Consider the following 23,441-nt stretch of genomic DNA (forward strand, 5'->3'; position numbering starts at 1 on the left):
GTGCCGCGCGGCCCGGCGTTGGAAATACCGCCCGGCGAAGGCCTTTTCAGCTAAAATAGGCTGTTTTTTCACCGACTTACAAGGCGTGCTCCGCAGTCGTCGAGCGCGCCTTTTTCGCTTGATCGGCACTGAATGGATCATATTCGCAATTTCTCGATCATCGCGCACATCGACCATGGCAAGTCGACACTCGCGGATCGCATCATCCAGGTATGCGGCGGCCTCGCCGACCGTGAAATGGAAGCGCAGGTGCTCGACTCGATGGATATCGAGCGCGAGCGCGGCATCACGATCAAGGCGCAGACGGCGGCATTGTCCTATCGCGCGCGCGACGGCAAGGTGTACAACCTGAACCTGATCGACACGCCGGGGCACGTCGACTTCTCGTACGAGGTCAGCCGTTCGCTGTCCGCGTGCGAAGGCGCGTTGCTGGTCGTCGATGCCAGCCAGGGCGTCGAGGCACAGACGGTCGCGAACTGCTACACGGCGATCGAGCTCGGCGTCGAGGTCGTTCCCGTGCTGAACAAGATCGACCTGCCGGCCGCGAACCCCGAGAACGCGATCGAGGAGATCGAGGACGTGATCGGCATCGACGCGACCGACGCGACGCGTTGCAGCGCGAAGACGGGGCTCGGCGTCGAGGACGTGCTCGAGTCGCTGATCGCGAAGGTGCCGCCGCCGAAGGGCGATCCCGACGCCCCGCTGCAGGCGCTCATCATCGATTCGTGGTTCGACAACTACGTCGGCGTCGTGATGCTCGTGCGTATCGTCAACGGCACGCTGCGCCCGAAGGACAAGATCAAGATGATGGCGACCGGCGCCCAGTATCCGGTCGAGCATATCGGCGTATTCACGCCGAAGTCGCGCAATCTCGATTCGCTGTCTGCGGGGCAGGTGGGCTTCATCATCGCCGGCATCAAGGAACTGACGGCCGCGAAGGTCGGCGATACCGTCACGCTGGTGGCCAAGCCGGCGCAGGAAGCGTTGCCGGGCTTCAAGGAAGTGAAGCCGCAGGTGTTCGCCGGGCTCTATCCGGTGGAAGCGAACCAGTACGACGCACTGCGCGAATCGCTCGAGAAGCTGAAGCTCAATGACGCATCGCTGCAGTACGAGCCGGAAGTGTCGCAGGCGCTCGGCTTCGGGTTCCGGTGCGGCTTCCTGGGTCTCCTGCATATGGAGATCGTGCAGGAGCGTCTCGAACGCGAATTCGACATGGACCTCATTACGACCGCACCGACGGTTGTCTACGAGGTCGTGATGAACGGTGGCTCGATCGTCAAGGTCGAGAATCCGGCGAAGATGCCGGAGCCGCCGAAGATCGAGGAGATCCGCGAACCGATCGTCACGGTGAACCTGTACATGCCGCAGGACTACGTCGGCTCGGTGATCACGTTGTGCGAGCAGAAGCGCGGCTCACAGATCAACATGCAGTATCACGGCCGCCAGGTGCAACTGACCTACGAAATCCCGATGGCCGAGATCGTGCTCGATTTCTTCGATCGCCTGAAGTCGGTGTCGCGCGGTTATGCGTCGATGGATTACGAGTTCAAGGAATACCGGTCGGCCGACGTCGTGAAGGTCGACATGCTGATCAACGGCGACAAGGTCGACGCGCTGTCGGTGATCGTCCACCGGTCGCAATCGCAGTATCGCGGCCGCGAAGTGGCGGCGAAGATGCGCGAGATCATTCCGCGCCAGATGTACGACGTGGCGATCCAGGCTACGATCGGCGCGCACATCATCGCCCGCGAGAACATCAAGGCGCTGCGCAAGAACGTGTTGGCGAAGTGTTACGGCGGCGACATCACGCGGAAGAAGAAGCTGCTCGAAAAGCAGAAAGCAGGCAAGAAACGGATGAAGCAGGTGGGTTCGGTCGAGATCCCGCAGGAAGCGTTCCTTGCGATCTTGCGCGTCGAAGACAAATAACAGGACTGATCCTTTTATGAATTTTGCGCTGATTCTTTTTGTGCTCGTCGTCTTGACGGGCGTAGCGTGGGTGCTGGACAAACTGGTGTTCCTGCCGCAGCGACGCAAGGCGGCCGACTCGGCGATCGAGGAGTTCGATCGCCAGCAGTCGCGCATCGACAAGCGTTTCGCGGATGAAAACGCGGTGCAGACGCGTTCGAAGCTGCGCGACGAGAAGCTGCGCCAGCCGTGGTGGCTCGAGTACACGGCGAGCTTCTTCCCGGTGATCCTCGCGGTGTTCGTCGTGCGTTCGTTCGTCGTCGAGCCGTTCAAGATTCCGTCGGGTTCGATGGTGCCGACGCTGCTCGTCGGCGATTTCATCCTCGTCAACAAGTTCGAATACGGGCTGCGCCTGCCGGTCACGAACACGAAGATCACGCAGGGCAGCCCGCTGTCGCGCGGCGACGTCGTCGTGTTCCGCTATCCGAAGGATGAGTCGGTCGACTACATCAAGCGCGTGATCGGCCTGCCGGGCGACACCGTCGCATACCAGGACAAGCAGCTCACGATCAACGGCCAGCCGGTGCCCGAAACGCCGCTGCCGGATTTCTTCGACGACGAGCGCCAGAATTACGCGAAGCAGTTCGAGGAAACGATCGGCAACAAGAAGAACGCGATCCTCAACAACCCGGCCGTGCCGCCGTTCGTGATGGGCGCATACGACTACCCGTATCGCGACAACTGCACGTACAACAGCCGCGGCGTGATCTGCAAGGTGCCGCCCGGTCACTACTTCATGATGGGCGACAACCGCGACAACAGCGCGGACAGCCGCTACTGGGGTTTCGTGCCGGACCAGAACATCGTCGGCCGCGCGTTCTTCATCTGGATGAACTTCAGCGACCTGAAGCGCATCGGTTCCTTCAACTGATCGTATCCGCGTCACTCGCAATACGCGACGCACGGGCCGCGTCGCGTATTGCCGAACTACTTTAAGAACCGGCGGCAACACCGCCTCGTCACGCCTTTTCGCGTTCGACCGTGCCGTTTCGGCCCGGCCGGCGCCCGCGTTATACTCCTGCACATGCCCCTATCCCAGTTGGAAAGCCGGCTGCGCTACGAATTTCGCAATGCGGAATTGTTGCGCCAGGCTTTGACCCATCGTAGTCACAGTGCCACGCACAACGAACGGCTCGAGTTTCTCGGCGATTCCGTTCTGAATTGCGCGGTGGCTGCCCTTTTGTTCCAGCGTTTCAGCAAGCTGGACGAAGGCGATCTGTCGCGCGTACGCGCCAACCTCGTCAAGCAGCAGTCGCTGTACGAAATCGCTCAGGCCCTGAATATCTCGGACGGGCTGCGGCTCGGCGAGGGCGAGTTGCGCAGCGGCGGGTTCCGCCGCCCGTCGATCCTCGCGGACGCGTTCGAAGCCATCATCGGGGCCGTGTTCCTCGATGGCGGCTTCGAAGCCGCCCAAGGGGTCATCAAGCGCCTCTACATCCCGATTCTCGACCACATCGATCCGCGCACGCTCGGCAAGGACGCGAAGACGCTGCTGCAGGAATACCTGCAGGGGCACAAGATCGCGCTGCCGACTTACACGGTGGTCGCGACGCATGGTGCGGCGCACAATCAGCAATTCGAAGTCGAATGCACGGTGCCGAAGCTCGACGTGAAGGTGTCGGGCTCCGGTGCGAGCCGGCGCGCGGCCGAGCAGGCTGCCGCGAAGAAGGCGCTCGACGAGGTGATGGCGGCCGCGCCGATGCTGGCTACCAAGCCGAAGCGCTCGAAAAACGCGCGCGGGTCGAAGCATGTCGAACCCGAGATCGTGCCGGGCGTGAAGGGCGTGCAGGAAGCGCTCGACCTGCGCTCGCCGGAGCGGAAGGAACGCGCGGCGGCACGCGAGGCGAGGGCGGCCGGTGCGGCGCCCGCGGCAACCGCTGCCGCCGGTACCGAGGCGGCCGTGGCGCCGATGGCCGCGATTCGCGCGGCGCATGTCGACGCGGCTGCGGAGAAGGTTGAACGGGCGGCAAAGCCGGCGGCCGACAAGGCTGCCGAGAAGCCGGTCGAGCGGCCTGACAGGCCCGCGGAAGCCGTGCCCGCTGCACGCGCCGCCGACAAGCCGGCTGGCCAGGCAGCCGATCCGGCACCCGCGTCCGTCGACAAATCTTCCGCCGGTACCGACCCCGCTTCGCGCGCGGCTGGGCGCGCACGCGACACCGCGGCACCGGACTCCGAGACGCCGCCGGGCGGCGTGAGCCTCGCTGCCGCGCAGGCGCGCGTGGCCGATGCCGACCACTGAATTGCCCATCGATCGTGCCGCGCGCCGCGCGGCCGTTTCCGAACCTGTCTCCCAAACGATATGAACACTCCCGCTCCTACCGGTTTCCGTTGCGGCATGATCGCGATCGTGGGCCGCCCGAACGTCGGCAAGTCGACGTTGATGAACGCACTCGTCGGCCAGAAGATCAGCATCACGTCGCGCAAGGCGCAGACGACCCGCCACCGCATCACCGGCATCAATACGTTCGACGACGCGCAATTCGTGTTCGTCGACACGCCGGGCTTCCAGACCCGCCACAGCACCGCGCTGAACCGTTCGCTGAACCGCGCGGTCACGTCGACGCTGACATCGGTCGACGTGATCCTGTTCGTGATCGAGGCCGGCCGCTTCGGGCCCGACGACCAGAAGGTGCTCGACCTGATCCCGCCGGGCATGCCGACGCTGCTGATCGCGAACAAGATCGACCGCGTGACCGACAAGGCGACGCTGTTCCCGTTCATGCAGCAGATGAGCACGCTGCGCGAATTCACCGAGCTCGTGCCGCTGTCGGCGCAGCGGCCGGAAGACATCAAGCGCCTGCTGGATACGATCAAGCCGTACCTGCCGGAAGGCGAGCCGATCTACGGCGAGGACGAACTGACCGACCGCAGCTCACGCTTTCTCGCGGCTGAAATCCTGCGCGAGAAGGTGTTCCGCTGGACCGGCGACGAGTTGCCGTACACGAGCACCGTCGTGATCGACAAGTTCGAGGAAGAAGGGCGGCTGAAGCGCATCTTCGCGACGATCCTCGTCGAACGCGATTCGCACAAGGCGATGGTGATCGGCAAGAAGGGCGAGAAGCTCAAGCAGATCAGCACCGAGGCGCGGATGGACATGGAGAAGCTGTTCGACGGCCCCGTGTACCTCGAGACCTTCGTGAAGGTGAGGAGCGGCTGGGCCGACAACGAGGCCGGACTGCGCGCCTATGGGTACGAATGACGCGCTGACGTCGACTGAAGACGCGGTGACGGCCGGCGCGAACGACGCGCCGCTGCCGGCACCGCCCGAACCGCCGCGCAAGGCGCGGCGTGCGACGTCTCGCACGTCCGATTTTCGTGTGGCCGAGCAGCCGGCGTACGTGCTGCACAGCTATCCGTACCGGGAAACGAGCCTGATCATCGACGTGCTGACGCGCGATCATGGCCGGCTCGCGCTCGTCGCGAAGGGCGCGAAGCGCCCGCACTCCGCGCTGCGCGGCGTACTGCAGACCTTCCAGCCGCTGCTGCTGTCCTGGTCGGGCAAATCCGAGGTGCGCACCCTGACCGGCGCCGAGTGGGTCGGCGGCATGCTGCCGCTCGGCGGCGACGGCTTGCTGTGCGGCTTCTATGCGAACGAGCTGCTCGTGAAATTCTGCGCGCGCGAGGATCCCCAGCCGCCGCTCTTCAATCATTACGTGCTGACCCTCACGCGCCTCGCGCACGGCGAGCCCGCGGTGCAGGTGCTGCGCTCGTTCGAGCGCGTGCTGCTGCGCGAGACCGGCTACGCGGTGGCGCTGAACCGCACGGTCGCGCGTCGTGCGGTCGAGCCCGACCGCCGCTACGTGTTCGATCCCGAGCGCGGCGTGCGCAATGCGGACGACGACGTGCCGTCGCACTGGCCCGTCATTTCCGGACAGACGTTGCTCGACATGGAGCAGGACGATTACCATCGAGCCCAGACGGTTGCGCAAAGCAAGACGCTGATGCGCTTCCTGCTGAACACCTATCTCGGCGGTACGCCGCTTGCCACGCGCCAGATCCTGATCGACCTGCAAAACCTATGAGCTTCTTCCTGACAACGCCCACCGCCATCGACCTCGGCGTGAACATCGACCACGTCGCGACGCTGCGCAATGCGCGCGGCACGACCTATCCCGATCCGATCCGCGCGGCGCTCGCCGCCGAAGAGGCCGGTGCGGATGCGATCACGCTGCACCTGCGCGAGGATCGCCGCCACATCGTCGATGCGGATGTGCGCAAGCTGCGTCCGCTGCTGAAGACCCGCATGAATCTCGAGTGCGCGGTGACGGCCGAGATGCTCGATATCGCCTGCGAAGTGCGCCCGCACGACGCGTGCCTCGTGCCCGAGAAGCGTGAGGAACTGACGACCGAAGGCGGCCTCGATGTCGCCGGCCACTTCGAGGCCGTGCGTGCGGCGTGCAAGCAGCTTGCCGACGTGGGCGTGCGCGTGTCGCTGTTCATCGACCCGGACGACACGCAGATCCGTGCCGCGCACGAAGCGGGCGCGCCGGTGATCGAGCTGCACACGGGCCGTTACGCGGAAGCGCACGACGAAGCGGAACAGCAGCGCGAATACGAGCGCATCGTCGCGGGTGTACAGGCGGGCGCGCAGCTCGGCCTGAAGGTCAATGCCGGTCATGGGCTGCACTACACGAACGTGCAGCAGATCGCCGCGATCGACGGCATCGTCGAGTTGAACATCGGTCATGCGATCGTCGCGCACGCGATTTTCGCAGGCTGGGACAACGCGGTGCGTGAAATGAAGGCGATCATGGTCGCTGCACGCGTTGCCGCGCTGCATGGCGGCGCGCGTTGAAGATGAAATGCTGCCGCGCGTCGCGCGTCATGGCTGACCCGGCTCCGCCGGGGCAAAGCGGCGCGTACTGACATGGCGATCTACGGCATCGGTACCGACATCGCCCAGGTGAGCCGCATCGCGGCCGTGCTCGAACGCACCGGCGGCCGGTTTGCCGAGAAGGTGCTGGGCCCCGACGAGCTGCGTGTGTTCCATGCGCGCCGCGCCCGCTCCGAGGTGCGCGGCATCGCGTTCCTCGCGACACGCTTTTCCGCGAAGGAAGCGTTCTCGAAGGCGATCGGGCTCGGCATGCACTGGCCGATGACGTGGCGTGCGCTGCAGACCCTCAACCACCCGAGCGGCGAGCCGTACGTGGTCGCGTCGGGCGAGCTGGCCGACTGGCTTGCCGCCCGTGGCATCACGGCGCGCGTGACGGTCAGCGACGAACGCGACTACGCGGTGTCGTTCGTGGTTGCCGAGACGGACGCCGCGCCGGCACCTGTTTCCCGAACCTCCTCCTGACGGAATTCCCGATTCGATGAAAACGACTCCCGGCCCGGTCATGCTCGACGTCGTCGGCACGGCCCTGTCGCGCGACGATGCGCGGCGCCTCGCGCATCCGAATACCGGCGGCGTGATCCTGTTCGCGCGGCACTTCCAGAACCGCGCGCAACTGACCGCGCTGACCGACTCGATCCGCGCGGTGCGCGAAGACATCCTGATCGCCGTCGATCACGAAGGCGGGCGCGTGCAGCGTTTCCGCACCGATGGTTTCACGGTGCTGCCCGCGATGCGCCGCCTCGGCGAGCTGTGGGATCGCGACGTGCTGCTTGCGACGAAGGTCGCAACGGCCGTCGGCTACATCCTGGCCGCCGAGCTGCGTGCGTGCGGGATCGACATGAGCTTCACGCCTGTGCTCGACCTCGACTACGGGCACTCGAAGGTGATCGGCGATCGCGCGTTCCATCGCGATCCGCGTGTCGTCACGCTGCTCGCGAAGAGCCTGAACCACGGGCTGTCGCTCGCCGGGATGGCGAACTGCGGCAAGCATTTCCCGGGGCACGGCTTCGCGGAGGCCGACTCGCACGTCGCGCTGCCGACCGACGACCGCACGCTTGATGCGATCCTCAAGCAGGACGTCGCGCCTTATGACTGGCTCGGCTTGTCGTTGTCCGCGGTGATTCCCGCGCACGTGATCTACACGCAGGTCGACAAGCGGCCGGCCGGTTTCTCGCGCGTGTGGCTGCAGGACATCCTGCGCGGGCGGCTCGGCTTCACGGGCGCGATCTTCAGCGACGACCTGTCGATGGAGGCCGCGCGCGAAGGCGGCACGCTCACGCAGGCGGCGGACGCCGCGCTCGCTGCCGGTTGCGACATGGTGCTCGTCTGCAACCAGCCGGACGCGGCCGAGGTCGTGCTGAACGGGCTGAAAGCGCGGGCAACGTACGAGTCGGTGCGACGCATCAAGCGGATGCGCGCGCGCGGCAAGGCGCTCAAGTGGGACAAGCTGATTGCGCAGCCCGAGTATCTGCAGGCGCAGGCGCTGTTGAGCAGCGCACTGGCCTGAGCGGGGAGGGGATGGCGCGATATGCGCCATTCCGGTCGCCGAAACAAAAAGCCGCGCAATAGCGCGGCTTTTTCATGGGTTACGGCAGGCGCGAACCGGGCAGCGTCAGGCGTCAAGCAGGCCGATACCGTGGTTCTTTTGGCGCAACTAACGGTCTGATTCCGTCAGTGCCTGAAAGCATCGCTGCCTGCTCAGTTCACCTTCATCCGCTGGAGCTTGTTGTACAGCGTCTTCGGGCTGATGCCGAGCAGTGTTGCCGCGCGGTGGCGCGTGCCGCCGACGGCGTCGAGCGTCGCGCGGATCAGCAGATCCTCGACGTCCGACAGCGGCGTGCCGACCTTGATCTGCACGCTGCTGCCGTTCAGCGCGGCGCCGGCCGAGAAGCTCGGCTCGCCCGCGCGCAGCGTCTCGATGAAATCGCCCGATGCGTCGTATGCGAAGCGCACGCGCTCCTGCAGCTCGCGCACGTTGCCCGGCCATTCGTAGGACAGGCATTCGCGCACGAAGCCCGGCGCTGCGCGCTTGTCGGTCGTGCTGCGGCCGGTTGCGCGCGCTTCGCGGTTCAGCTCGTCGATCAGCGCGTCGCCAATCGCGAGTGCGTCGCCGTCGCGCTCGCGCAGCGGCGGCATCGTGATGGAGGCCGCATCGAGGCGCAACCACAGATCCTCGCGCAGCGTGCCGTTCGCAACCGCTTCGCGCGCCGGGCGGCGCGTGGTCGCGATCAGCCGGAAATCGCTCGTGATCGAACTCGTGCCGCCGATCCGCATGAAGTTCTGCGAATCGAGCGCATGCAGCAGCGCTTCCTGCAGCACGAGCGGCAGCGCGGTGATTTCGTCGAGGAACAGCGTGCCGCCGCCGGCCTGCTCGAACAGGCCCGATTCGCGGCGCTCGGCACCGTCGAATGCGCCGCGCTCATGGCCGAACAGCACGCTGTCGAGCGACGCGCCGTGCCGGCCGGCCTGCGCGATCGTCCTGCAGTCGAACGACACGAACGGCCCCTTGCGGCGCCGGCTCAGGTCATGCAGCGTACGCGCGGCCAGCTTCTTGCCGGTACCGGCTTCGCCCGAGAACAGGACGGCCGTCTCGGTGCGTGCGTTGTGCTCGATCATGTCGTACACGTGCTGCATCGCGTCGCTGCGGCCGACCAGCGCGCCGAAGCGGCCGAGATGGCGCAGCGATGCGCGCAACGACTGCACTTCGTCGATCAGTTCGTAGGGGCGGGGGATCCGCGCGAGCAGGCTGCGCAGGCGCGGAATGTTGATCGGCTTCAGCAGGTAGTCCCAGATACCGTGACGCAGGCCCTCGATGGCGCTCTCGACCGTCGCATTGCCCGTCAGCACGATGACGGGCAGCGAGCCGTTCGGCTGTTGCTGCGGCAGGTGCTGGAGCAGGTCGAACCCGCTGCCGTCCGGCAGGTTCAGGTCGACGAGCACGACATCGGGAATCGAGCGGCCGAGCGCCGTGCGCGCTTCGGCGAGCGACGTGGCCGTGTCGACCGAGAAGCCGTCCGCGGCGAGCAGCGCGGTGAGGCCGGACAGACTGTTGGGATCGTCTTCGACAATCAGGGCGTGTGGCATGGTGGACGCGAGTCGAGTCAAGAGAGGCGGGCTGTCGGTCATCAGGGCCGCAGCCGCATGTCAGATTAAAAACTGATTTTATGCCCCGCTGAACGCGTAACGAGCATTATTTCTCCGGCGCTATAAAACAGTTACCGATGATACAAATTGAATATCTTTACCGGTGGATTTTGTGCTTTATATGAGACCGCTCCGCGCTCGCTTGTTGGCGCCGGACAAACAAAAAGCGCCCCGAAGGGCGCTTTGTTCGATGCGGGCATCGTTCGCGATTACGCGCGGCTGCGGTATTCGTTCGTACGCGTATCGATTTCGATCTTGTCGCCGGTGTTGCAGAACAGCGGCACTTGCAGTTCGAAGCCCGTTGCGAGCTTGGCGTTCTTCAGCACCTTGCCCGACGACGTGTCGCCCTTGACGGCCGGTTCCGTGTAGGTGATCTCGCGAACGAGGACCGTCGGCAGGTCGACCGAGATCGCCTTCTCGTTGTAGAACACGACTTCGCAAGCCATGCCGTCTTCGAGGTAGTTCAGCGCTTCGCCCATCATTTCGGCTTCGACTTCGTACTGGTTGTAGTCGGCGTCCATGAACACGTACATCGGATCGGCGAAGTACGAATACGTCACTTCCTTGCGGTCGAGCACGACGACGTCGAACTTGTCGTCAGCCTTGTAGACCGATTCCTGGCCTGCATTCGTCAGCAGGTTCTTCATCTTCATCTTGACGACGGCGGAGTTACGGCCCGACTTGTTGTATTCAGCCTTGGCGATGACCCATGCGTCGCTGCCGATCTGCACGACGTTGCCTACGCGGAGTTCCTGTGCGGTTTTCATAAAAAACTGTCCTGATCAAATCAAATAAATAGGTGCCTGAGCGTTGCACAACGGGTGAGGCGCCAAGCAGACGCGTTCCGGTGGGCGCCAAAAGCAAGCGCTTGCGTGGTCGGCCGTCGGATAACCGCTTATTTTAACTGAGATTTTGCGCATTCCGCCAGCTTTCCCGCGAGATCGCCGACGGCCGTGAGCGTATCGGCCCAGCGGGCCGCGTTGGCGTCCAGTGCGGCGCGGTGCTGCCAGAAATCGGCCCAGTCGGGCGTGCCGGCGCCGTTCCATGCGTGCCAGAACCGCTCGAGCGCCTCGCGCGGCGCGTCGGCGAGGCCGGCCGACAGGTGCGCGAGCGCGGCGTCGAGTTTCGGCAGGTGCACGTCGTCGGCCTGCGGGTAGATGTGCCACACGAACGGCTTGCGTGCCCACTGCGCCCGGACGAAGGAATCCTCGCCGCGCACGAAATTGATGTCGGCCACCCACAGCAACGGATCGTAGTCAGCCTGGGGGACGAACGCGAGCCCGTGAGCCGTCAGGTTGCTGCTGCGCGCATGCGCGCCCGCGCCGAGTGACTCGACCCCCAAAAAACGCGCGACGGCAGGCGACACGCGGCCGGCCGGCACGAGTGCGACGACCGGCGACGGTCCGTCGCGCCACTGCGCGAGCAGCGCGTCGACGGCCGGATTCTCGTACGCGAACAGGCTGACGACCGTCGTGCCGGCGGCCGGCGGCGCGCCGCCGGTCGTGCGCCGCCACCATGCGTCGCGTGCCGCCGCGTCGGCTTCGAAGGCCATGCGGCGCGAATCGAGGTCATGCTCCTTCAGGACGCCGCCGGTGCCGGCCGACAGGCCGGGGAAGAAGAACGTCTTCAGCAGCGGGTAGCGAGGATGCGGCGACGGGCGCAGATGGAAATCCGCGACCCAGTCCTCGGCGCTCAGGTATTCGAGGTTGATCCACACGGGGCGGCGCGCGCGGCGCGCCATCGCCGCGAGATACGCGCCGGGCAGTTCGCACGCGAACGCTTCGATCACGACATCGGCGATTTCCAGCGAGTCGCCGACTTCCGCATGCCAGTGCTCGACCACGATCGCGTCGACCGTCTGCCGCCCTGCGTCGGGATCGACCCCGGGCAGCAGGCGCGCGAACGTGCGCAGGTCGTCGACGAACAGGCGAACCTGCCAGCCGTGCTCGTGCGCGAGCTGGCGCGCGAGGCGCCAGCACACGCCGATGTCGCCGAAATTGTCGATCACCGTACAGAAGAGGTCGCAGGCGATCGGTTCGCCCGGCGCGAGCGGCGCGGCGGGCAGGGGGGCAGTGGTGGTGCGTGGCATCGAAGCGGGCCGTTGAATGCTCTAAACTGGCGATTCTAATAGACCCGTTCCGCGTTACAAGGCGCCCGGATCACGCATGACATCCCCTGAAGCTGCCGATACCCCGTTCGAACCGAAGAAGATCCTTGCGCAACTGCCGCACATGCCGGGCGTCTATCGCTATTACGACACGGCGGGCGCCGTGCTCTACGTCGGCAAGGCGCGCGACCTGAAGAAGCGTGTATCGAGCTATTTCACGAAGACGCAACTGTCGCCGCGCATCGCGATGATGGTCACGCGCATCGCGCGCATCGAGACGACCGTCACGCGTTCGGAGGCCGAGGCGCTGCTGCTCGAGAACAACCTGATCAAGGCGCTCGCGCCGCGCTACAACATCCTGTTTCGCGACGACAAGTCGTATCCGTACCTGAAGCTCACTGCGCACCGGTTTCCGCGGATGGCCTACTACCGCGGCTCGGTCGACAAGCAGAACCAGTATTTCGGGCCGTTCCCGAGCGCCTGGGCCGTGCGCGAGAGCATCCAGATCCTGCAGCGCGTGTTCCAGTTGCGCACCTGCGAGGATTCGGTGTTCAGCAACCGCACGCGGCCGTGCCTGCTGCACCAGATCGGGCGCTGCACGGCGCCGTGCGTCGGTGCAATCTCCGGCGAGGATTACGCAATCGACGTGTCGAACGCCGCGCGGTTCCTGCTCGGCCGGCAGTCCGAAGTGATGAAGGAACTCGAGCAGAAGATGCACGCGTTCGCGGCCGAGCTGAAATTCGAGCAGGCGGCGGCCGTGCGCAACCAGATGAGCTCGCTCGCGACGGTGCTGCACCAGCAGGCGATCGAGGTCGGCAGCGACAGCGACGTCGACATCCTCGCGGTCGTCGCGCAGGGCGGGCGCGTGTGCGTGAACCTCGCGATGGTGCGTGGCGGCCGGCATCTCGGCGACAAGGCCTATTTCCCGACGCACGTCGAAAGCGCGCTGACCCTCGCCGAGGGCGGTCTCGGCGACGAGTCCGAGCCGGCGGAGGTGGCCGATGCGGTCGACGCGACCGCCGACGCCGGCGCATTGCCCGACCTGCCGGCGGAAGAAACCGGCCGCGCGCGCGGCGATGCGGTGGCGTCGGTCGAGGCCGAGGTGCTCGACGCGTTCATCGCGCAGCATTATCTCGGCAATCGCGTGCCGCCCGTGCTCGTCGTGAGCCATGCGCCCGCGAGCCGCGACCTGCTCGAGCTGCTGTCCGAGCAGGCCGGCCACAAGGTGTCGCTGGTGCGGCAGCCGCAGGGGCAGCGGCGTGCGTGGCTCTCGATGGCCGAACAGAACGCGCAGATCGCGCTCATGCGGCTGCTGTCCGAGCAGGGCTCGCAGCAGGCGCGCACGCGTGCGCTGGCCGAAACGCTCAGCTACGAATGCGACGATCTCGCGACGCTACGGATCGAGTGCTTCGACATCAGTCATACGATGGGCGAGGCGACACAGGCGTCATGCGTGGTCTACCACCATCACAAGATGCAGTCGGGCGAGTACCGTCGCTACAACATCACCGGGATTACGCCGGGCGACGACTATGCGGCGATGCGGCAGGTGCTCACGCGCCGCTACGAGAAGATGGTCGAGCAGGCGGCGCAGGCGGCGGCTGCCGACGATGCGGCCGGCATCGACGGCGAGTCGACGCGCCAGGCCGAGGCATCGAGCCTGCTGCCGAACATCGTGCTGATCGACGGCGGCAAGGGTCAGGTCGAAATCGCGCGCCAGGTGTTCACCGAGCTGGGGCTCGACACGTCGATGCTGGTCGGCGTCGCGAAAGGCGAGGGGCGCAAGGTCGGCCTCGAGACGCTCGTGTTCGCGGACGGCCGCACGCCGCTCGAACTCGGCAAGGAGAGCGCCGCGCTGATGCTCGTCGCGCAGATCCGCGACGAGGCGCACCGCTTCGCGATCACGGGCATGCGCGCGAAGCGGGCGAAGGCACGCCAGACGTCGCGGCTCGAGGAGCTCGAGGGCGTTGGCGCGAAGCGCCGGCAGCGGCTGCTCGCGCGATTCGGCGGGCTGCGCGGCGTCGTTGCCGCGAGCGTCGAGGAACTCGCGAGCGTCGAGGGCATCTCGCATGCGCTCGCCGAGCAGATCTACAAGCAGCTTCACTGACGCGGCCGTGCGACCGGCTGCCTTGCCAGCGTTCTTGTGGCAGGCCGGTCGACACGGCACAATTGCGAATCCTTTACTGTCCCGCATGCCATGCCGTTCAATTTCCCGATTTTCCTGACGTGGGTACGGATCGTGCTGATCCCGCTCGTCGTCGGCGTGTTCTATCTGCCGGACACGGTGATGGGCGGCGCGCACCGCAATCTCGCGGCGGCGGCGATCTTCATACTCGCGGCGCTGACCGACTGGTTCGACGGTTATCTCGCACGCAAGTGGAACCAGACGTCGTCGTTCGGCGCGTTTCTCGATCCGGTGGCGGACAAGCTGATGGTGACGGCCGCGCTGCTGATCCTCGTGCAGATTTCGCGAGTCGACGCGGCGATCGCACTCGTGATCGTCGGCCGCGAGATCGCGATTTCGGCGCTGCGCGAGTGGATGGCACAGATCGGCGCGTCGAAGAGCGTCGCGGTGAACCAGCTCGGCAAGTTCAAGACCGCATGCCAGATGATCGCGATTCCGATGCTGCTGTTCTACGGACCGCTGCCGCTCGGCATCGTCACGATCGACACGCGCGTGTGGGGCCAGTGGTTGATGTATCTCGCGGCGGTGCTGACGATCTGGTCGATGCTGTACTACATGAAGCTGGCATGGCCGCAAATTCGCGAGCGCGGCGGCGCATGATGCGCGTCACGCGTCCGGCCAAGCGGGTTTTTTGGAAAAAGGGCTGGAAAAGCCCTTGACACACGAATGTGCCTTCGACATAATCTCGCTTCTCCGCTGCACGACGAAGTAAGTGTGTGACGGGGAAGCAAGCAGTAACGCAGCAATATGCGGGAGTAGCTCAGTTGGTAGAGCGCAACCTTGCCAAGGTTGAGGTCGCGAGTTCGAGACTCGTCTCCCGCTCCAGAATTTTTCTGGCAGCGTGTTGGTCGGCAAAGCGCTGCAGATGCAGGACACATGCGGGAGTAGCTCAGTTGGTAGAGCGCAACCTTGCCAAGGTTGAGGTCGCGAGTTCGAGACTCGTCTCCCGCTCCAGATTTTTCTGGCAGCGTGTTGGTCGGCGAAGCGCTGCAGATGCAGGACAATGCGGGAGTAGCTCAGTTGGTAGAGCGCAACCTTGCCAAGGTTGAGGTCGCGAGTTCGAGACTCGTCTCCCGCTCCAAGTAATGGGGAAGCCAAGCTTCCCTTTTTATTTGATGGACTTCCGGTCCTCGAATAAAGAATCTGTCGCTTGCCTCACGGCATCCGGACAGTCCGCTTTTGGCGCGATAGCAAAGCGGTTATGCAGCGGCCTGCAAAGCCGTTTAGGCCGGTTCGACTCCGGCTCGCGCCTCCAGGTAGGAAGAGAAAAGCCCCGCTTCGGCGGGGCTTTTCTTTTTTTCGCGTCGCTTCACGGCCGTCGAGCAGGGTGCATGCGACGGCCTCCATCCGCTCAGCCATCCACCGGTTGCGCCGGCGTCTCGAGCTTCAACTGATAGAACGCCGCATCGAGCCAGCGGCCGAACTTGAAGCCCGCCTCCTTGATCGTGCCCGAGTGCACGAATCCCAGCTTCGCATGCAGTGCGATGCTCCCCGCATTGGTCGCATCGATGCAGCCGACCAGCACGTGTACTTCCGCTTCCCGTGCGCGCCGGACGACTTCGCGCAGCAGCACCTCGCCAAGCCCGCGGCCGCGCTGGTCGCGGTGCACGTACACGCTGTGTTCGACCGTGTACTTGAAGGCGGGAAACGCGCGGAACGTGCCCCAGCTCGCGAAGCCGAGCAGCGTGCCCGACGCGTCGACCGCGCCGATGACCGGGAAGCCGCCCGAGCGCTTCGCTGCGAACCACGCGACCATCGCTTCCGGCGGGCGCGGCTTGTAGTCGTACAGCGCGGTCGAGTTCGCGATCGCGTCGTTCAGGATCTCGAGGATGGCCGGCGCATGCTCGGTTTCGCTGCAATCGATCAGGCGCACGTCGTCGCGCTGTTTCGGGGAATTCATATGGACTCCTGTGGGCAGTAAGCAGGTCGCGCGCGCAGTTGGCGCGACGACTCGTTCATCAGAGGTTGCGCGCGCCGGCGGCGGACGCATCGCAGATCACGACGACATAGCGCGCGGCATGCGGCGACGGATTGCTGAAAATCAGCGGCTGGTCGAGCCGCATGGCCAGGCAGTCGCCTGCGTGAAGTTCGTGAAGCGCCTCGCCGAACGTGACGTCGACGCGCCCGCTGATGATCCACACCTGTTGATGCAGCGCGCTTTCACGTCCGCCACTGTCGTACGCGACGCGTGCGCCGGGCGGGAAATCCACCTCGACGAGCTGGATCGGTGACGGCCAGCCAGCCGGGGAAAGGTTGCGGCGCACATAGCCGGACGCCGGATCCCGCCATTCGGCCTGCTGCGCGCGGCGTGCCAGCGGCTGCGCGGGGGTGTCGTCCTGATCGCCGCCGAACAGCCCCGCCAGCGACACGCCGAGCCCGGCCGCGAGTTTGTCGAGCACGACGGCCGTCGGGCTGGCCGACGCGCGTTCGATGAGCGAGATCATCGAACGGCTGACGCCGGAGCGCGCGGCCAGCGCATCGAGCGTGTAGCCTCGCACGGTGCGCAGGTCGCGTACGCGCCGGGCGATGCGTTCGTTGATGCCGGTGTCGTCGGCAACGGCGGTGACGGATTCTTTCATGGTGGATTTATTTTCCAGCAAACTGGAATTCGATGTCAACGCCATTGACGGCGGCCGACCGATGGCTCGACGGAATCCGCGTGGCTTGCCTGCCAGCCGAGCGCAGCGTAATATACGAATCGACTACGTTTCGTTTAATTGGGGATATATGGGCATCATCAAGATTTCCGAGCACATGCACGAGCGGCTGCGCTCGACCAGCACGGCGCTGAGCCGCTCGATCAACGCGCAGGCCGAACACTGGCTGCGCGTCGGGATGCTGGCGGAACTCAATCCGGCGCTGTCCTACGGTGACATCTGCCGGATGCTGATCGAGGCCGAAGCGCGGGGCGGCGAGGCGGGGCCGGCGGAACCGGTCGAACACGGCATCGAGCAGGTGGCGTAATGGCGAAGCGAGAAATCCCGATCCGCGGCAATGCGGAAATCGCCAAGTCGCGCGAAGCCGCGAAGCTGGCGTCGCAGGTGCTGGCGATGATTACCGAGCACGTGAAGCCGGGCGTTTCCACCGACGAACTGGACGCACGCTGCCGCGAATACATCGTCGACGTGCTCGGCGCGATCCCGGCGAACATCGGCTACCACGGCTATCCGAAGACGCTGTGCACGTCGGTCAACCACGTGGTGTGTCACGGCATCCCGACGTCGCGGCCGTTGCGCGACGGCGATATCGTGAACCTCGACATCGCGGTGATCAAGGACGGCTGGTTTGGCGATACGAGCCGCATGTATTTCGTCGGCGAACCGAACGAGCTCGCGCGGCGCCTCGTCGCGACGACCTATGAGGCGATGCACGCGGGCATCCGCGCGGTGCGTCCGGGCGCCACGCTCGGCGACGTCGGCTACGCGATCCAGCAGGTCGCGCATCGCGAAGGATTCAGCGTGGTCCGTGAGTACTGCGGGCACGGCATCGGCGACGTCTATCACGACGAGCCGCAGGTGCTTCACTATGGCCGCCCGGGTACTGGCGTGCCGCTGCGGCCGGGGATGATCTTCACGATCGAGCCGATGCTCAACGCGGGCAAGCGCGACACGCGCATGCTGGCGGACGGCTGGACGGTCGTCACGAAGGACCATTCGCTGTCGGCGCAATGGGAGCACATGGTCGTGGTGACGGAAACGGGCTTCGAGGTGCTGACCGAGGACGCGAAGCCGCAGGCGTTCCCGGCGCTGTCCGGCACGCACGTCGCCTGACGCCCGCCGTGCGCCGCGAAGGGCGGTGCACCGGCACAGTGGAACGGGCCCCTTTGCGGGGCCCGTTTCGTTCGAAGTCGTGCGGCGCGATCGACGCGCGAACGCGGCGACCTGCTGCGCGGTGGATGAACGCGGCTTAGCCGCCGCTCAACCGCGCGCCTTCTGCCATGCGGATTCGACGAATACGCGGCACAGCGCCTCCATCCCCTGGCGGTCTTCTTCGTCGAAGCGTGCCGCAACCGGGCTGTCGACGTCCCACACGCCGATCAGCGTGCCGTCGCCGGCCACCAGCGGCACGACGATTTCCGATTCCGATGCGGCGTCGCACGCGATATGGCCGGGGAAGTCATGCACGTCGCGCACGACCTGCGTCTCGCGCGTCTGCGCAGCCGTGCCGCACACGCCCTTGCCGAGCGCGATCCGCACGCAGGCGGGCTTGCCCTGGAACGGCCCGACCACGAGTTCCGTCCCGTCGAAGAAGTAGAAGCCGGCCCAGTTGAGACGGTCGAGCGAATGGTAGACCAGCGCGGCGAAGTTGGCCGCGTTCGCGGTCAGGTCGCGTTCGGATTCGACGAGCGCGCGTGCCTGCTCGACGAGCGTCGCGTATTGATCGGCCTTGGAGGCGTTGGGGTCGTTGGACAGCGTGAACATGGCGGGAAAGCGATCAGGATTGTGGAGTGTGCGATGCGCGTACCGCAGTCTACGGCACGCGCGCGCGGTTTGCAGCGCCCGGTTGCGGGTGACGCGGCGCGCTCAGTCGGGTTCGAGTTCGGCAAACCGCTCGGCCAGAAAATCGAGCAACGCGCGCACCGCGGGCAGCAACCCGCGGCGCGACGCGAACACCGCATGCACGATCTCGCGGCGCGGCGCCCAGTCGGGCAGCACGGTCGCCAGCTCGCCGCGCGCGACCTCGTCGCGCACCATCATCGTCGGCAGCTGGACGATGCCGACGCCTGCGACGGCCGCCGCGCGCAACGCGAGCATGCCGCCGGTGACGAAGCGCGGCTGGTGATGGATTTCCGCATGAGCGCCGTCGGGCCCGCGCAGCCGCCACACGTGCGTGGACTGCGGGACGCCGTGATCGAGGCTCGGCAGGCGCGCGAGATCGGCGGGAACGGCCGGTGCGCCATGTTCGCGCAGCAGCGCGGGGCTCGCGACGAGGCACTGGCCGCGCTCGGCCAGCACGCGCAGCGCGAGATCGCTGTCTTCGAGCGGCGGCGGGCGTACGCGGATCGCGACGTCGATTCCTTCGCCGACCACGTCGACGCGCCGGTTGGTCGCCTCCAGATGAATCTCGATACGCGGGCACGCGACCATGAACGCGGCGATCATCGTGCCGACCAGCGAATCGAGCAGCACGATCGGGCAGCTGACGCGCACGATGCCGCGTGGCTCCTCGTGCAGCAGCGCGATCGCCTCGTCTGCCGCATCGGCCTCGATGAGCATCGCGCGGCAATGCGCATAATAAGTCTGGCCGACGTCGGTGACGGTGAAGCGGCGCGTCGAGCGCTGGATCAGCCGCATCCCGAGCCGCGCCTCGAGCAGCGCGATGCGGCGGCTCAGCTTCGATTTCGGCATGTCCAGCGCACGCCCGGCCGGGGCGAAGCCGCCGTGTTCGACGACCTGCACGAAGTAATAGAGATCGTTCAGATCCCGCGCTTTATCGTTCATGTAATGGAACGCTGAGTGCGATTTTGGCAGTCTACCGGATCGATCGTTCCACCTCTATATTCCTGTTCAGGATGCGAAACACGTGTTTCGCCGCAATTCGGAGAAGGCAATGAAGAAGATCCAGGGTGTGTACAGTGCGCCGCGCGGCCATTGGGTCGGTGACGGTTTCCCGGTGCGTTCGATGTTCAGCTACCAGTCTCACGGCACGCACCTGAGCCCGTTCCTGCTGCTCGACTACGCCGGCCCGGCCACGTTCGAGCCGGGCTCGGCCTCGGCGCCGCGCGGTGTCGGCCAGCATCCGCACCGCGGGTTCGAGACGGTGACGATCGTCTATGACGGCGAGGTCGCACACCGCGATTCGACCGGCGCGGGCGGCGTGATCGGCCCGGGTGACGTGCAGTGGATGACGGCAGCGAGCGGGATCCTGCACGAGGAATTCCACTCGGAAGGGTTCACGAAGCGTGGCGGCCCGCTCGAGATGGTGCAGCTGTGGGTGAACCTGCCCGCCAAGGACAAGATGGGGGCGCCCGGCTACCAGACGCTGCTGAACGCCGACATCCCCGTGGTCGAGCTGCCGGACGGCGCGGGCAGTGCGCGGATTATCGCGGGTGAGCTCGACGGGCGGCGCGGCCCGGCCCGCACGCATACGCCGATCGATGTGTGGGACGTGCGGCTCGTGGCCGGCGGCCATGCGCGGTTCCCGGTCGTCGAAGGGCGTACGCTCGCGGTGGTCGTGCTGAGCGGTACCGTGCAGGTGAACGGCGAGACGGTCGCCCGCGAAGCTCAGTTCGTGCAGCTCGGTCGCGACGGTAGCGACGTCGAGATCGAAGCGAACGGCGACGCGAAGCTGCTGATCCTGAGCGGCGAACCGATCGACGAGCCCGTCGTCGGTTACGGGCCGTTCGTGATGAACTCGCAAGCGGAGATCCGCACCGCGATCGAGGACTTCAACAGCGGCCGCTTCGGCCAGATGCCGGCATGATGGACAAGCCCCGCGCAATGCGGGGCTTTTTTTGCGCGCACGGGCAGCTGGTCGCGCGGCGAGTGCGCTTCGGGGCATAATCGGCGATTGCCCGCGCGCCGGCCGGCGCGCCCGAATCAGGACCGACCATGAACGCATCCGCTGCATCCCCGAACGCCGCCGATCTCGACTGGCGCTGGAAATCCTTCGACGCGCTGACGGCGCGCGAAGTCTATTCGATCCTCGAAGCCCGCAGCGCCGTGTTCGTCGTCGAGCAGAACTGCGTGTATCGCGACATCGACGACGCGGACCAGGCCGCATGGCACCTGGCCGCATTCGATCCGGCAGGGCGCCTCGCCGGCTATCTGCGCGTGCTGTTGCCCGATGCGCAGAACACCGACGTACGCATCGGCCGCGTGCTGACGACCGCCGCGTTTCGCGGCGCGGGCCTCGGCAACGGGCTGCTGTCGCACGCGCTCGAGCATATTCGCGCCCAGTGGCCGGATACGCCGGTGAGCCTGCATGCGCAGGCCCACCTACAGCGTTTTTACGGGGCATTCGGCTTTACGCCGAGTTCGGACGTGCACGACGAGGACGGCATCCCGCACGTGTGGATGAGCAGCGTACGCGCGTAATGCGCGCCGCGCCGCGCAGCAGTCAGTGCGCGGCGTTCGCCACCGACGGCCGCGCCGCGCGCTGCGCGGCCCGTTCATCGATCAGGCGGCCGCGGGCGGACAGCCGCAGCCAGTGCCGCAGCGCGATCAGCGCGCCGATCACGCTCATCATCGAGCCGGGAATCCACAGCAGCAGGCCGCCGATCTGCTGATCGCGCAACGGGCTCAGCCACGTGAACGCGCGGCCGCAGATCGAATAGATCGGATACAGCTCGTGCGGCGTGAAGAAGATCAGCGCGCCGAGTGCGATCTGCGGCGGGATCGCCGCAACGACGATCAGGATCCGGCGGCCCGGCGACAGCCGCGCAGGCGGCGCTGGGCGCGGATCGACGACGAGCCACCAGAACAGCAGCCCGTCGATCACCATGCTCCAGTTCATCACACGATAGAGACGCCAGTCGAGCATCGCGATGAAGTGGATCGGCGACAGCAGCCAGAAATAGATCAGCCCGACGAACAGCACGACCGCGACGACGGGATGGAACACCACGTCGAGCGTCGCGCGCACGGGCGCCCACGCGAGTGCGGGGCGCACGAAACGCTGCCGCCAGCGGAACGGGATACCCGCGCGGATCGCCGCGCCCGGATACGACAGCGCGATGAAGAACGGCCCGAGGTGGTGCAGCACGAGGTGCTGCGCGCGGTGCAGGAAGAACTCGTGCTCGAAGAAATAGTCGAGCCGCGTATGCAGTGCGATGTAGAGCGCCGTCAACCCGAACCAGAACGAGAACTGCCGCAGCGGCGACACCTTCGCCTTCTTCACGCCGCGCGCGAACAGCACGGCAGCGGTGAGCACCGCGATCACCACGGTCGGCGACGGTTCCCACGGATCGAGCCAGTACAGGAGGTTCATCGCGCGCGCGTCACTTCGCCTGGGCCGGCGATTTCACGGCGAACGGTGCATCGACCGTTTCGCCGTCGGAGAATTTCAGGCGCAGGTGCACGGTGTCACCCGGCTTGATCGCGTGCTTCGGCTCCTCGAGCATGAAGTGGTAGCCGCCCGGTGCGATGTCGACCTTGCCGCGCGCGGGGATCGTCAGCTTGTCGACCATTTCCATCTTCTGCGTCGAGCCGTTCGAGACGGTCTGGTGCAGCATCGCCATTCCATAGTCGGGGCTGTCGACGTCGACGAGATCGACCGGCTTGTCGCCCGTGTTCACGAGCGTCACGTAGCCGCCGGCCGGCAGCTTGTTCGGCAGCCAGCGCACCCATGCGTTCTGCGCGGTGATCGTGCCGGCGGCATACGCGTGGGCGCCGGCGCACAGCGCGGCGAGGAGGGCGAGCGTCTTGAGTGTCGTCTTCGTCTTCATGTCGTGAAATGAATTCAAGTAGTAGGGGCGGTGTCGATGATGCGGCGCAGATCGGCGGCGATGGCGTCGGGCGAGTCGCGGTCGGTCGCAAGCAGGCGGGCGCGGCCGCTTGCGTCGAAGATGTAGACGGCCGAGCTGTGGGTGACTTCGTAGCCGCCGGACGGGTCGCGCTGTTCCATCTGGTACGCGACGCGATAGCGTTTCGCGAGCGATTCGATCTGGCGGTCGGTGCCGGTCAGGCCGCGCGCGTGCGCGGCGTCGAACGCGGCGACATACGATTGCATTGCCTGCGGTGTGTCGCGCGCCGGGTCGACCGAGACGAACAGGATGCGCACGTCGTTGGCCTGCGGGCCGAGCTTCGCCAGCACTTCCATCAGCCGCGCCATCGTTTCGGGGCAGACATCGGGGCAGTGCGTGTAGCCGAAGTAGACGAGCGCGACCTGGCCGTGGAACGCATCGGCGTCGACGGGATGGCCGTCGCCGCCCGTCAGCGTGAACGACAGGTCGGGCAGGTGGCCGGTGACGTTGGTCAGGTTCCAGCGCGGCTCGTCGTGCGTGCACGCGGCGAGCGCCACGGCGGCGGCGAGGGCCGCGGCCGTGCGGATGAAGCGGGAGAAGCGCCGGTGCGGCGCTGGGCGGGCAGACGACATCCTGGGGCTCGATCGAACGGAAAGGTGACCGGCCGGCGCGATGCCATGCGTCGCGCGGCAGGCGGTTGCGACTGTAGCGCAATTCGCGCGCCCGCGTCCTTTCGAAACTCGTACGGGGCGGGCGAGCGGGGCAATATGTCGCAGTTGACGCAATCGGCGGCGCGAGGCCG

Annotated in this window: 24 protein-coding genes and 4 tRNA genes; 18 read left to right on the forward strand and 10 right to left on the reverse strand. The window is 66.1% G+C overall.

The window, feature by feature from the left end:
* Positions 1–132: 132 nt before the first annotated feature.
* The 8 genes from lepA (at position 133) to nagZ (ending at position 8,306) form a co-directional block, all read left to right on the forward strand.
* Entirely contained in the window at positions 133–1,926 is a 1,794-nt protein-coding gene (gene lepA / locus ACPTTF_RS05730) for a translation elongation factor 4 (RefSeq protein ID WP_166957629.1), read from the forward strand.
* Between the two features lie 16 nt (positions 1,927–1,942).
* Complete coding sequence (gene lepB / locus ACPTTF_RS05735) at positions 1,943–2,836, forward strand: signal peptidase I (protein ID WP_174983024.1); 894 nt, start codon at positions 1,943–1,945, stop codon at positions 2,834–2,836.
* Positions 2,837–2,989: 153 nt separating this feature from the next.
* On the forward strand, positions 2,990–4,204 hold the full coding sequence (gene rnc, locus ACPTTF_RS05740; protein ID WP_423370524.1) for a ribonuclease III: 1,215 nt from the start codon (positions 2,990–2,992) through the stop codon (positions 4,202–4,204).
* A gap of 60 nt (positions 4,205–4,264) precedes the next feature.
* Complete coding sequence (era, locus tag ACPTTF_RS05745) at positions 4,265–5,164, forward strand: GTPase Era (protein ID WP_166957635.1); 900 nt, start codon at positions 4,265–4,267, stop codon at positions 5,162–5,164.
* The gene (gene recO / locus ACPTTF_RS05750; RefSeq protein WP_166957637.1) at positions 5,151–5,987 is read left to right on the forward strand and encodes a DNA repair protein RecO; all 837 of its coding nucleotides are present in this window, start codon (positions 5,151–5,153) and stop codon (positions 5,985–5,987) included. The genes era and recO overlap by 14 nt, the downstream gene beginning before the upstream one ends.
* Positions 5,984–6,760 carry a pyridoxine 5'-phosphate synthase gene (pdxJ, locus tag ACPTTF_RS05755; RefSeq protein ID WP_166957639.1) on the forward strand — a complete coding sequence of 259 codons (777 nt, stop codon included), beginning with the start codon at positions 5,984–5,986 and terminating at the stop codon, positions 6,758–6,760. The genes recO and pdxJ overlap by 4 nt, the downstream gene beginning before the upstream one ends.
* 72 nt (positions 6,761–6,832) lie before the next feature.
* The gene (gene acpS / locus ACPTTF_RS05760) at positions 6,833–7,261 is read left to right on the forward strand and encodes a holo-ACP synthase (RefSeq protein ID WP_166957641.1); all 429 of its coding nucleotides are present in this window, start codon (positions 6,833–6,835) and stop codon (positions 7,259–7,261) included.
* A 16-nt stretch (positions 7,262–7,277) separates the two neighbouring features.
* The gene (gene nagZ, locus ACPTTF_RS05765) at positions 7,278–8,306 is read left to right on the forward strand and encodes a beta-N-acetylhexosaminidase (RefSeq protein WP_423370525.1); all 1,029 of its coding nucleotides are present in this window, start codon (positions 7,278–7,280) and stop codon (positions 8,304–8,306) included.
* Between the two features lie 191 nt (positions 8,307–8,497).
* Here nagZ and ACPTTF_RS05770 read toward each other — a convergent pair whose 3' ends face one another.
* From ACPTTF_RS05770 to earP, 3 genes are all read right to left on the reverse strand, one after another.
* The gene (locus tag ACPTTF_RS05770) at positions 8,498–9,883 is read right to left on the reverse strand and encodes a sigma-54-dependent transcriptional regulator (protein WP_027788001.1); all 1,386 of its coding nucleotides are present in this window, start codon (positions 9,881–9,883) and stop codon (positions 8,498–8,500) included.
* A 269-nt stretch (positions 9,884–10,152) separates the two neighbouring features.
* On the reverse strand, positions 10,153–10,710 hold the full coding sequence (gene efp, locus ACPTTF_RS05775; RefSeq protein WP_047900193.1) for an elongation factor P: 558 nt from the start codon (positions 10,708–10,710) through the stop codon (positions 10,153–10,155).
* Positions 10,711–10,838: 128 nt separating this feature from the next.
* The gene (earP, locus tag ACPTTF_RS05780; RefSeq protein ID WP_423370526.1) at positions 10,839–12,032 is read right to left on the reverse strand and encodes an elongation factor P maturation arginine rhamnosyltransferase EarP; all 1,194 of its coding nucleotides are present in this window, start codon (positions 12,030–12,032) and stop codon (positions 10,839–10,841) included.
* Between the two features lie 76 nt (positions 12,033–12,108).
* On the opposite strand from earP, the gene uvrC reads away from it, so the two are divergent.
* The 6 genes from uvrC to ACPTTF_RS05810 all read left to right on the forward strand — a co-directional run bounded on the left by uvrC (position 12,109) and on the right by ACPTTF_RS05810 (position 15,490).
* Entirely contained in the window at positions 12,109–14,157 is a 2,049-nt protein-coding gene (gene uvrC / locus ACPTTF_RS05785; protein ID WP_423370527.1) for an excinuclease ABC subunit UvrC, read from the forward strand.
* 90 nt (positions 14,158–14,247) lie between these two features.
* On the forward strand, positions 14,248–14,835 hold the full coding sequence (gene pgsA, locus ACPTTF_RS05790; RefSeq protein ID WP_423370528.1) for a CDP-diacylglycerol--glycerol-3-phosphate 3-phosphatidyltransferase: 588 nt from the start codon (positions 14,248–14,250) through the stop codon (positions 14,833–14,835).
* Positions 14,836–14,984: 149 nt separating this feature from the next.
* Positions 14,985–15,060: transfer RNA gene (locus ACPTTF_RS05795), tRNA-Gly, on the forward strand.
* A gap of 53 nt (positions 15,061–15,113) precedes the next feature.
* Positions 15,114–15,189 (forward strand) — tRNA-Gly (locus tag ACPTTF_RS05800).
* A gap of 51 nt (positions 15,190–15,240) precedes the next feature.
* Positions 15,241–15,316, forward strand: a tRNA-Gly gene (locus ACPTTF_RS05805).
* A gap of 100 nt (positions 15,317–15,416) precedes the next feature.
* Positions 15,417–15,490: transfer RNA gene (locus ACPTTF_RS05810), tRNA-Cys, on the forward strand.
* A gap of 96 nt (positions 15,491–15,586) precedes the next feature.
* On the opposite strand, the gene ACPTTF_RS05815 is transcribed toward ACPTTF_RS05810, so the two are convergent.
* Complete coding sequence (locus ACPTTF_RS05815; RefSeq protein WP_423370529.1) at positions 15,587–16,135, reverse strand: GNAT family N-acetyltransferase; 549 nt, start codon at positions 16,133–16,135, stop codon at positions 15,587–15,589.
* Between the two features lie 58 nt (positions 16,136–16,193).
* The gene (locus ACPTTF_RS05820) at positions 16,194–16,814 is read right to left on the reverse strand and encodes a helix-turn-helix domain-containing protein (RefSeq protein ID WP_423370530.1); all 621 of its coding nucleotides are present in this window, start codon (positions 16,812–16,814) and stop codon (positions 16,194–16,196) included.
* Between the two features lie 148 nt (positions 16,815–16,962).
* Here ACPTTF_RS05820 and ACPTTF_RS05825 point away from each other — a divergent pair, with 148 nt between their 5' ends.
* Positions 16,963–17,199, forward strand: coding sequence for a ParD-like family protein (locus ACPTTF_RS05825; protein WP_046545260.1), 237 nt, complete (start codon positions 16,963–16,965; stop codon positions 17,197–17,199).
* Positions 17,199–18,005 carry a type I methionyl aminopeptidase gene (gene map, locus ACPTTF_RS05830; RefSeq protein WP_423370531.1) on the forward strand — a complete coding sequence of 269 codons (807 nt, stop codon included), beginning with the start codon at positions 17,199–17,201 and terminating at the stop codon, positions 18,003–18,005. The genes ACPTTF_RS05825 and map overlap by 1 nt, the downstream gene beginning before the upstream one ends.
* 147 nt (positions 18,006–18,152) lie before the next feature.
* Here map and ACPTTF_RS05835 read toward each other — a convergent pair whose 3' ends face one another.
* Both ACPTTF_RS05835 and ACPTTF_RS05840 read right to left on the reverse strand, forming a co-directional pair.
* Positions 18,153–18,656, reverse strand: coding sequence for a GAF domain-containing protein (locus tag ACPTTF_RS05835; protein WP_021163091.1), 504 nt, complete (start codon positions 18,654–18,656; stop codon positions 18,153–18,155).
* 102 nt (positions 18,657–18,758) lie between these two features.
* On the reverse strand, positions 18,759–19,676 hold the full coding sequence (locus tag ACPTTF_RS05840) for a LysR family transcriptional regulator (protein ID WP_423370532.1): 918 nt from the start codon (positions 19,674–19,676) through the stop codon (positions 18,759–18,761).
* Positions 19,677–19,785: 109 nt separating this feature from the next.
* On the opposite strand from ACPTTF_RS05840, the gene ACPTTF_RS05845 reads away from it, so the two are divergent.
* Both ACPTTF_RS05845 and ACPTTF_RS05850 read left to right on the forward strand, forming a co-directional pair.
* Positions 19,786–20,658, forward strand: coding sequence for a pirin family protein (locus ACPTTF_RS05845; protein ID WP_423370533.1), 873 nt, complete (start codon positions 19,786–19,788; stop codon positions 20,656–20,658).
* A 128-nt stretch (positions 20,659–20,786) separates the two neighbouring features.
* The gene (locus ACPTTF_RS05850; RefSeq protein WP_423370534.1) at positions 20,787–21,272 is read left to right on the forward strand and encodes a GNAT family N-acetyltransferase; all 486 of its coding nucleotides are present in this window, start codon (positions 20,787–20,789) and stop codon (positions 21,270–21,272) included.
* A gap of 22 nt (positions 21,273–21,294) precedes the next feature.
* Here ACPTTF_RS05850 and ACPTTF_RS05855 read toward each other — a convergent pair whose 3' ends face one another.
* From ACPTTF_RS05855 to ACPTTF_RS05865, 3 genes are read right to left on the reverse strand one after another with little or no spacing between them, the layout of a single operon-like run.
* Positions 21,295–22,164, reverse strand: coding sequence for a cytochrome c oxidase assembly protein (locus ACPTTF_RS05855; RefSeq protein WP_166957663.1), 870 nt, complete (start codon positions 22,162–22,164; stop codon positions 21,295–21,297).
* A gap of 10 nt (positions 22,165–22,174) precedes the next feature.
* Positions 22,175–22,621, reverse strand: coding sequence for a copper chaperone PCu(A)C (locus ACPTTF_RS05860; RefSeq protein WP_166957665.1), 447 nt, complete (start codon positions 22,619–22,621; stop codon positions 22,175–22,177).
* A 14-nt stretch (positions 22,622–22,635) separates the two neighbouring features.
* Positions 22,636–23,271 carry an SCO family protein gene (locus tag ACPTTF_RS05865; RefSeq protein ID WP_166957667.1) on the reverse strand — a complete coding sequence of 212 codons (636 nt, stop codon included), beginning with the start codon at positions 23,269–23,271 and terminating at the stop codon, positions 22,636–22,638.
* Positions 23,272–23,441 lie beyond the last annotated feature (170 nt).

Origin of the sequence: Burkholderia crassaminum, assembly GCF_964265005.1 — a bacterium.
Lineage (GTDB): Bacteria > Pseudomonadota > Gammaproteobacteria > Burkholderiales > Burkholderiaceae > Burkholderia.

Bases quoted from the DNA above. Each gene is read 5' to 3' on its own strand.
- lepA (WP_166957629.1), top strand. From the start codon at position 133: ATGGATCATATTCGCAATTTCTCGATCATCGCGCACATCGACCATGGC.
- lepB (WP_174983024.1), top strand. From the start codon at position 1,943: ATGAATTTTGCGCTGATTCTTTTTGTGCTCGTCGTCTTGACGGGCGTA.
- rnc (WP_423370524.1), top strand. From the start codon at position 2,990: ATGCCCCTATCCCAGTTGGAAAGCCGGCTGCGCTACGAATTTCGCAAT.
- era (WP_166957635.1), top strand. From the start codon at position 4,265: ATGAACACTCCCGCTCCTACCGGTTTCCGTTGCGGCATGATCGCGATC.
- recO (WP_166957637.1), top strand. From the start codon at position 5,151: ATGGGTACGAATGACGCGCTGACGTCGACTGAAGACGCGGTGACGGCC.
- pdxJ (WP_166957639.1), top strand. From the start codon at position 5,984: ATGAGCTTCTTCCTGACAACGCCCACCGCCATCGACCTCGGCGTGAAC.
- acpS (WP_166957641.1), top strand. From the start codon at position 6,833: ATGGCGATCTACGGCATCGGTACCGACATCGCCCAGGTGAGCCGCATC.
- nagZ (WP_423370525.1), top strand. From the start codon at position 7,278: ATGAAAACGACTCCCGGCCCGGTCATGCTCGACGTCGTCGGCACGGCC.
- ACPTTF_RS05770 (WP_027788001.1), bottom strand. From the start codon at position 9,883: ATGCCACACGCCCTGATTGTCGAAGACGATCCCAACAGTCTGTCCGGC.
- efp (WP_047900193.1), bottom strand. From the start codon at position 10,710: ATGAAAACCGCACAGGAACTCCGCGTAGGCAACGTCGTGCAGATCGGC.
- earP (WP_423370526.1), bottom strand. From the start codon at position 12,032: ATGCCACGCACCACCACTGCCCCCCTGCCCGCCGCGCCGCTCGCGCCG.
- uvrC (WP_423370527.1), top strand. From the start codon at position 12,109: ATGACATCCCCTGAAGCTGCCGATACCCCGTTCGAACCGAAGAAGATC.
- pgsA (WP_423370528.1), top strand. From the start codon at position 14,248: ATGCCGTTCAATTTCCCGATTTTCCTGACGTGGGTACGGATCGTGCTG.
- ACPTTF_RS05815 (WP_423370529.1), bottom strand. From the start codon at position 16,135: ATGAATTCCCCGAAACAGCGCGACGACGTGCGCCTGATCGATTGCAGC.
- ACPTTF_RS05820 (WP_423370530.1), bottom strand. From the start codon at position 16,814: ATGAAAGAATCCGTCACCGCCGTTGCCGACGACACCGGCATCAACGAA.
- ACPTTF_RS05825 (WP_046545260.1), top strand. From the start codon at position 16,963: ATGGGCATCATCAAGATTTCCGAGCACATGCACGAGCGGCTGCGCTCG.
- map (WP_423370531.1), top strand. From the start codon at position 17,199: ATGGCGAAGCGAGAAATCCCGATCCGCGGCAATGCGGAAATCGCCAAG.
- ACPTTF_RS05835 (WP_021163091.1), bottom strand. From the start codon at position 18,656: ATGTTCACGCTGTCCAACGACCCCAACGCCTCCAAGGCCGATCAATAC.
- ACPTTF_RS05840 (WP_423370532.1), bottom strand. From the start codon at position 19,676: ATGAACGATAAAGCGCGGGATCTGAACGATCTCTATTACTTCGTGCAG.
- ACPTTF_RS05845 (WP_423370533.1), top strand. From the start codon at position 19,786: ATGAAGAAGATCCAGGGTGTGTACAGTGCGCCGCGCGGCCATTGGGTC.
- ACPTTF_RS05850 (WP_423370534.1), top strand. From the start codon at position 20,787: ATGAACGCATCCGCTGCATCCCCGAACGCCGCCGATCTCGACTGGCGC.
- ACPTTF_RS05855 (WP_166957663.1), bottom strand. From the start codon at position 22,164: ATGAACCTCCTGTACTGGCTCGATCCGTGGGAACCGTCGCCGACCGTG.
- ACPTTF_RS05860 (WP_166957665.1), bottom strand. From the start codon at position 22,621: ATGAAGACGAAGACGACACTCAAGACGCTCGCCCTCCTCGCCGCGCTG.
- ACPTTF_RS05865 (WP_166957667.1), bottom strand. From the start codon at position 23,271: ATGTCGTCTGCCCGCCCAGCGCCGCACCGGCGCTTCTCCCGCTTCATC.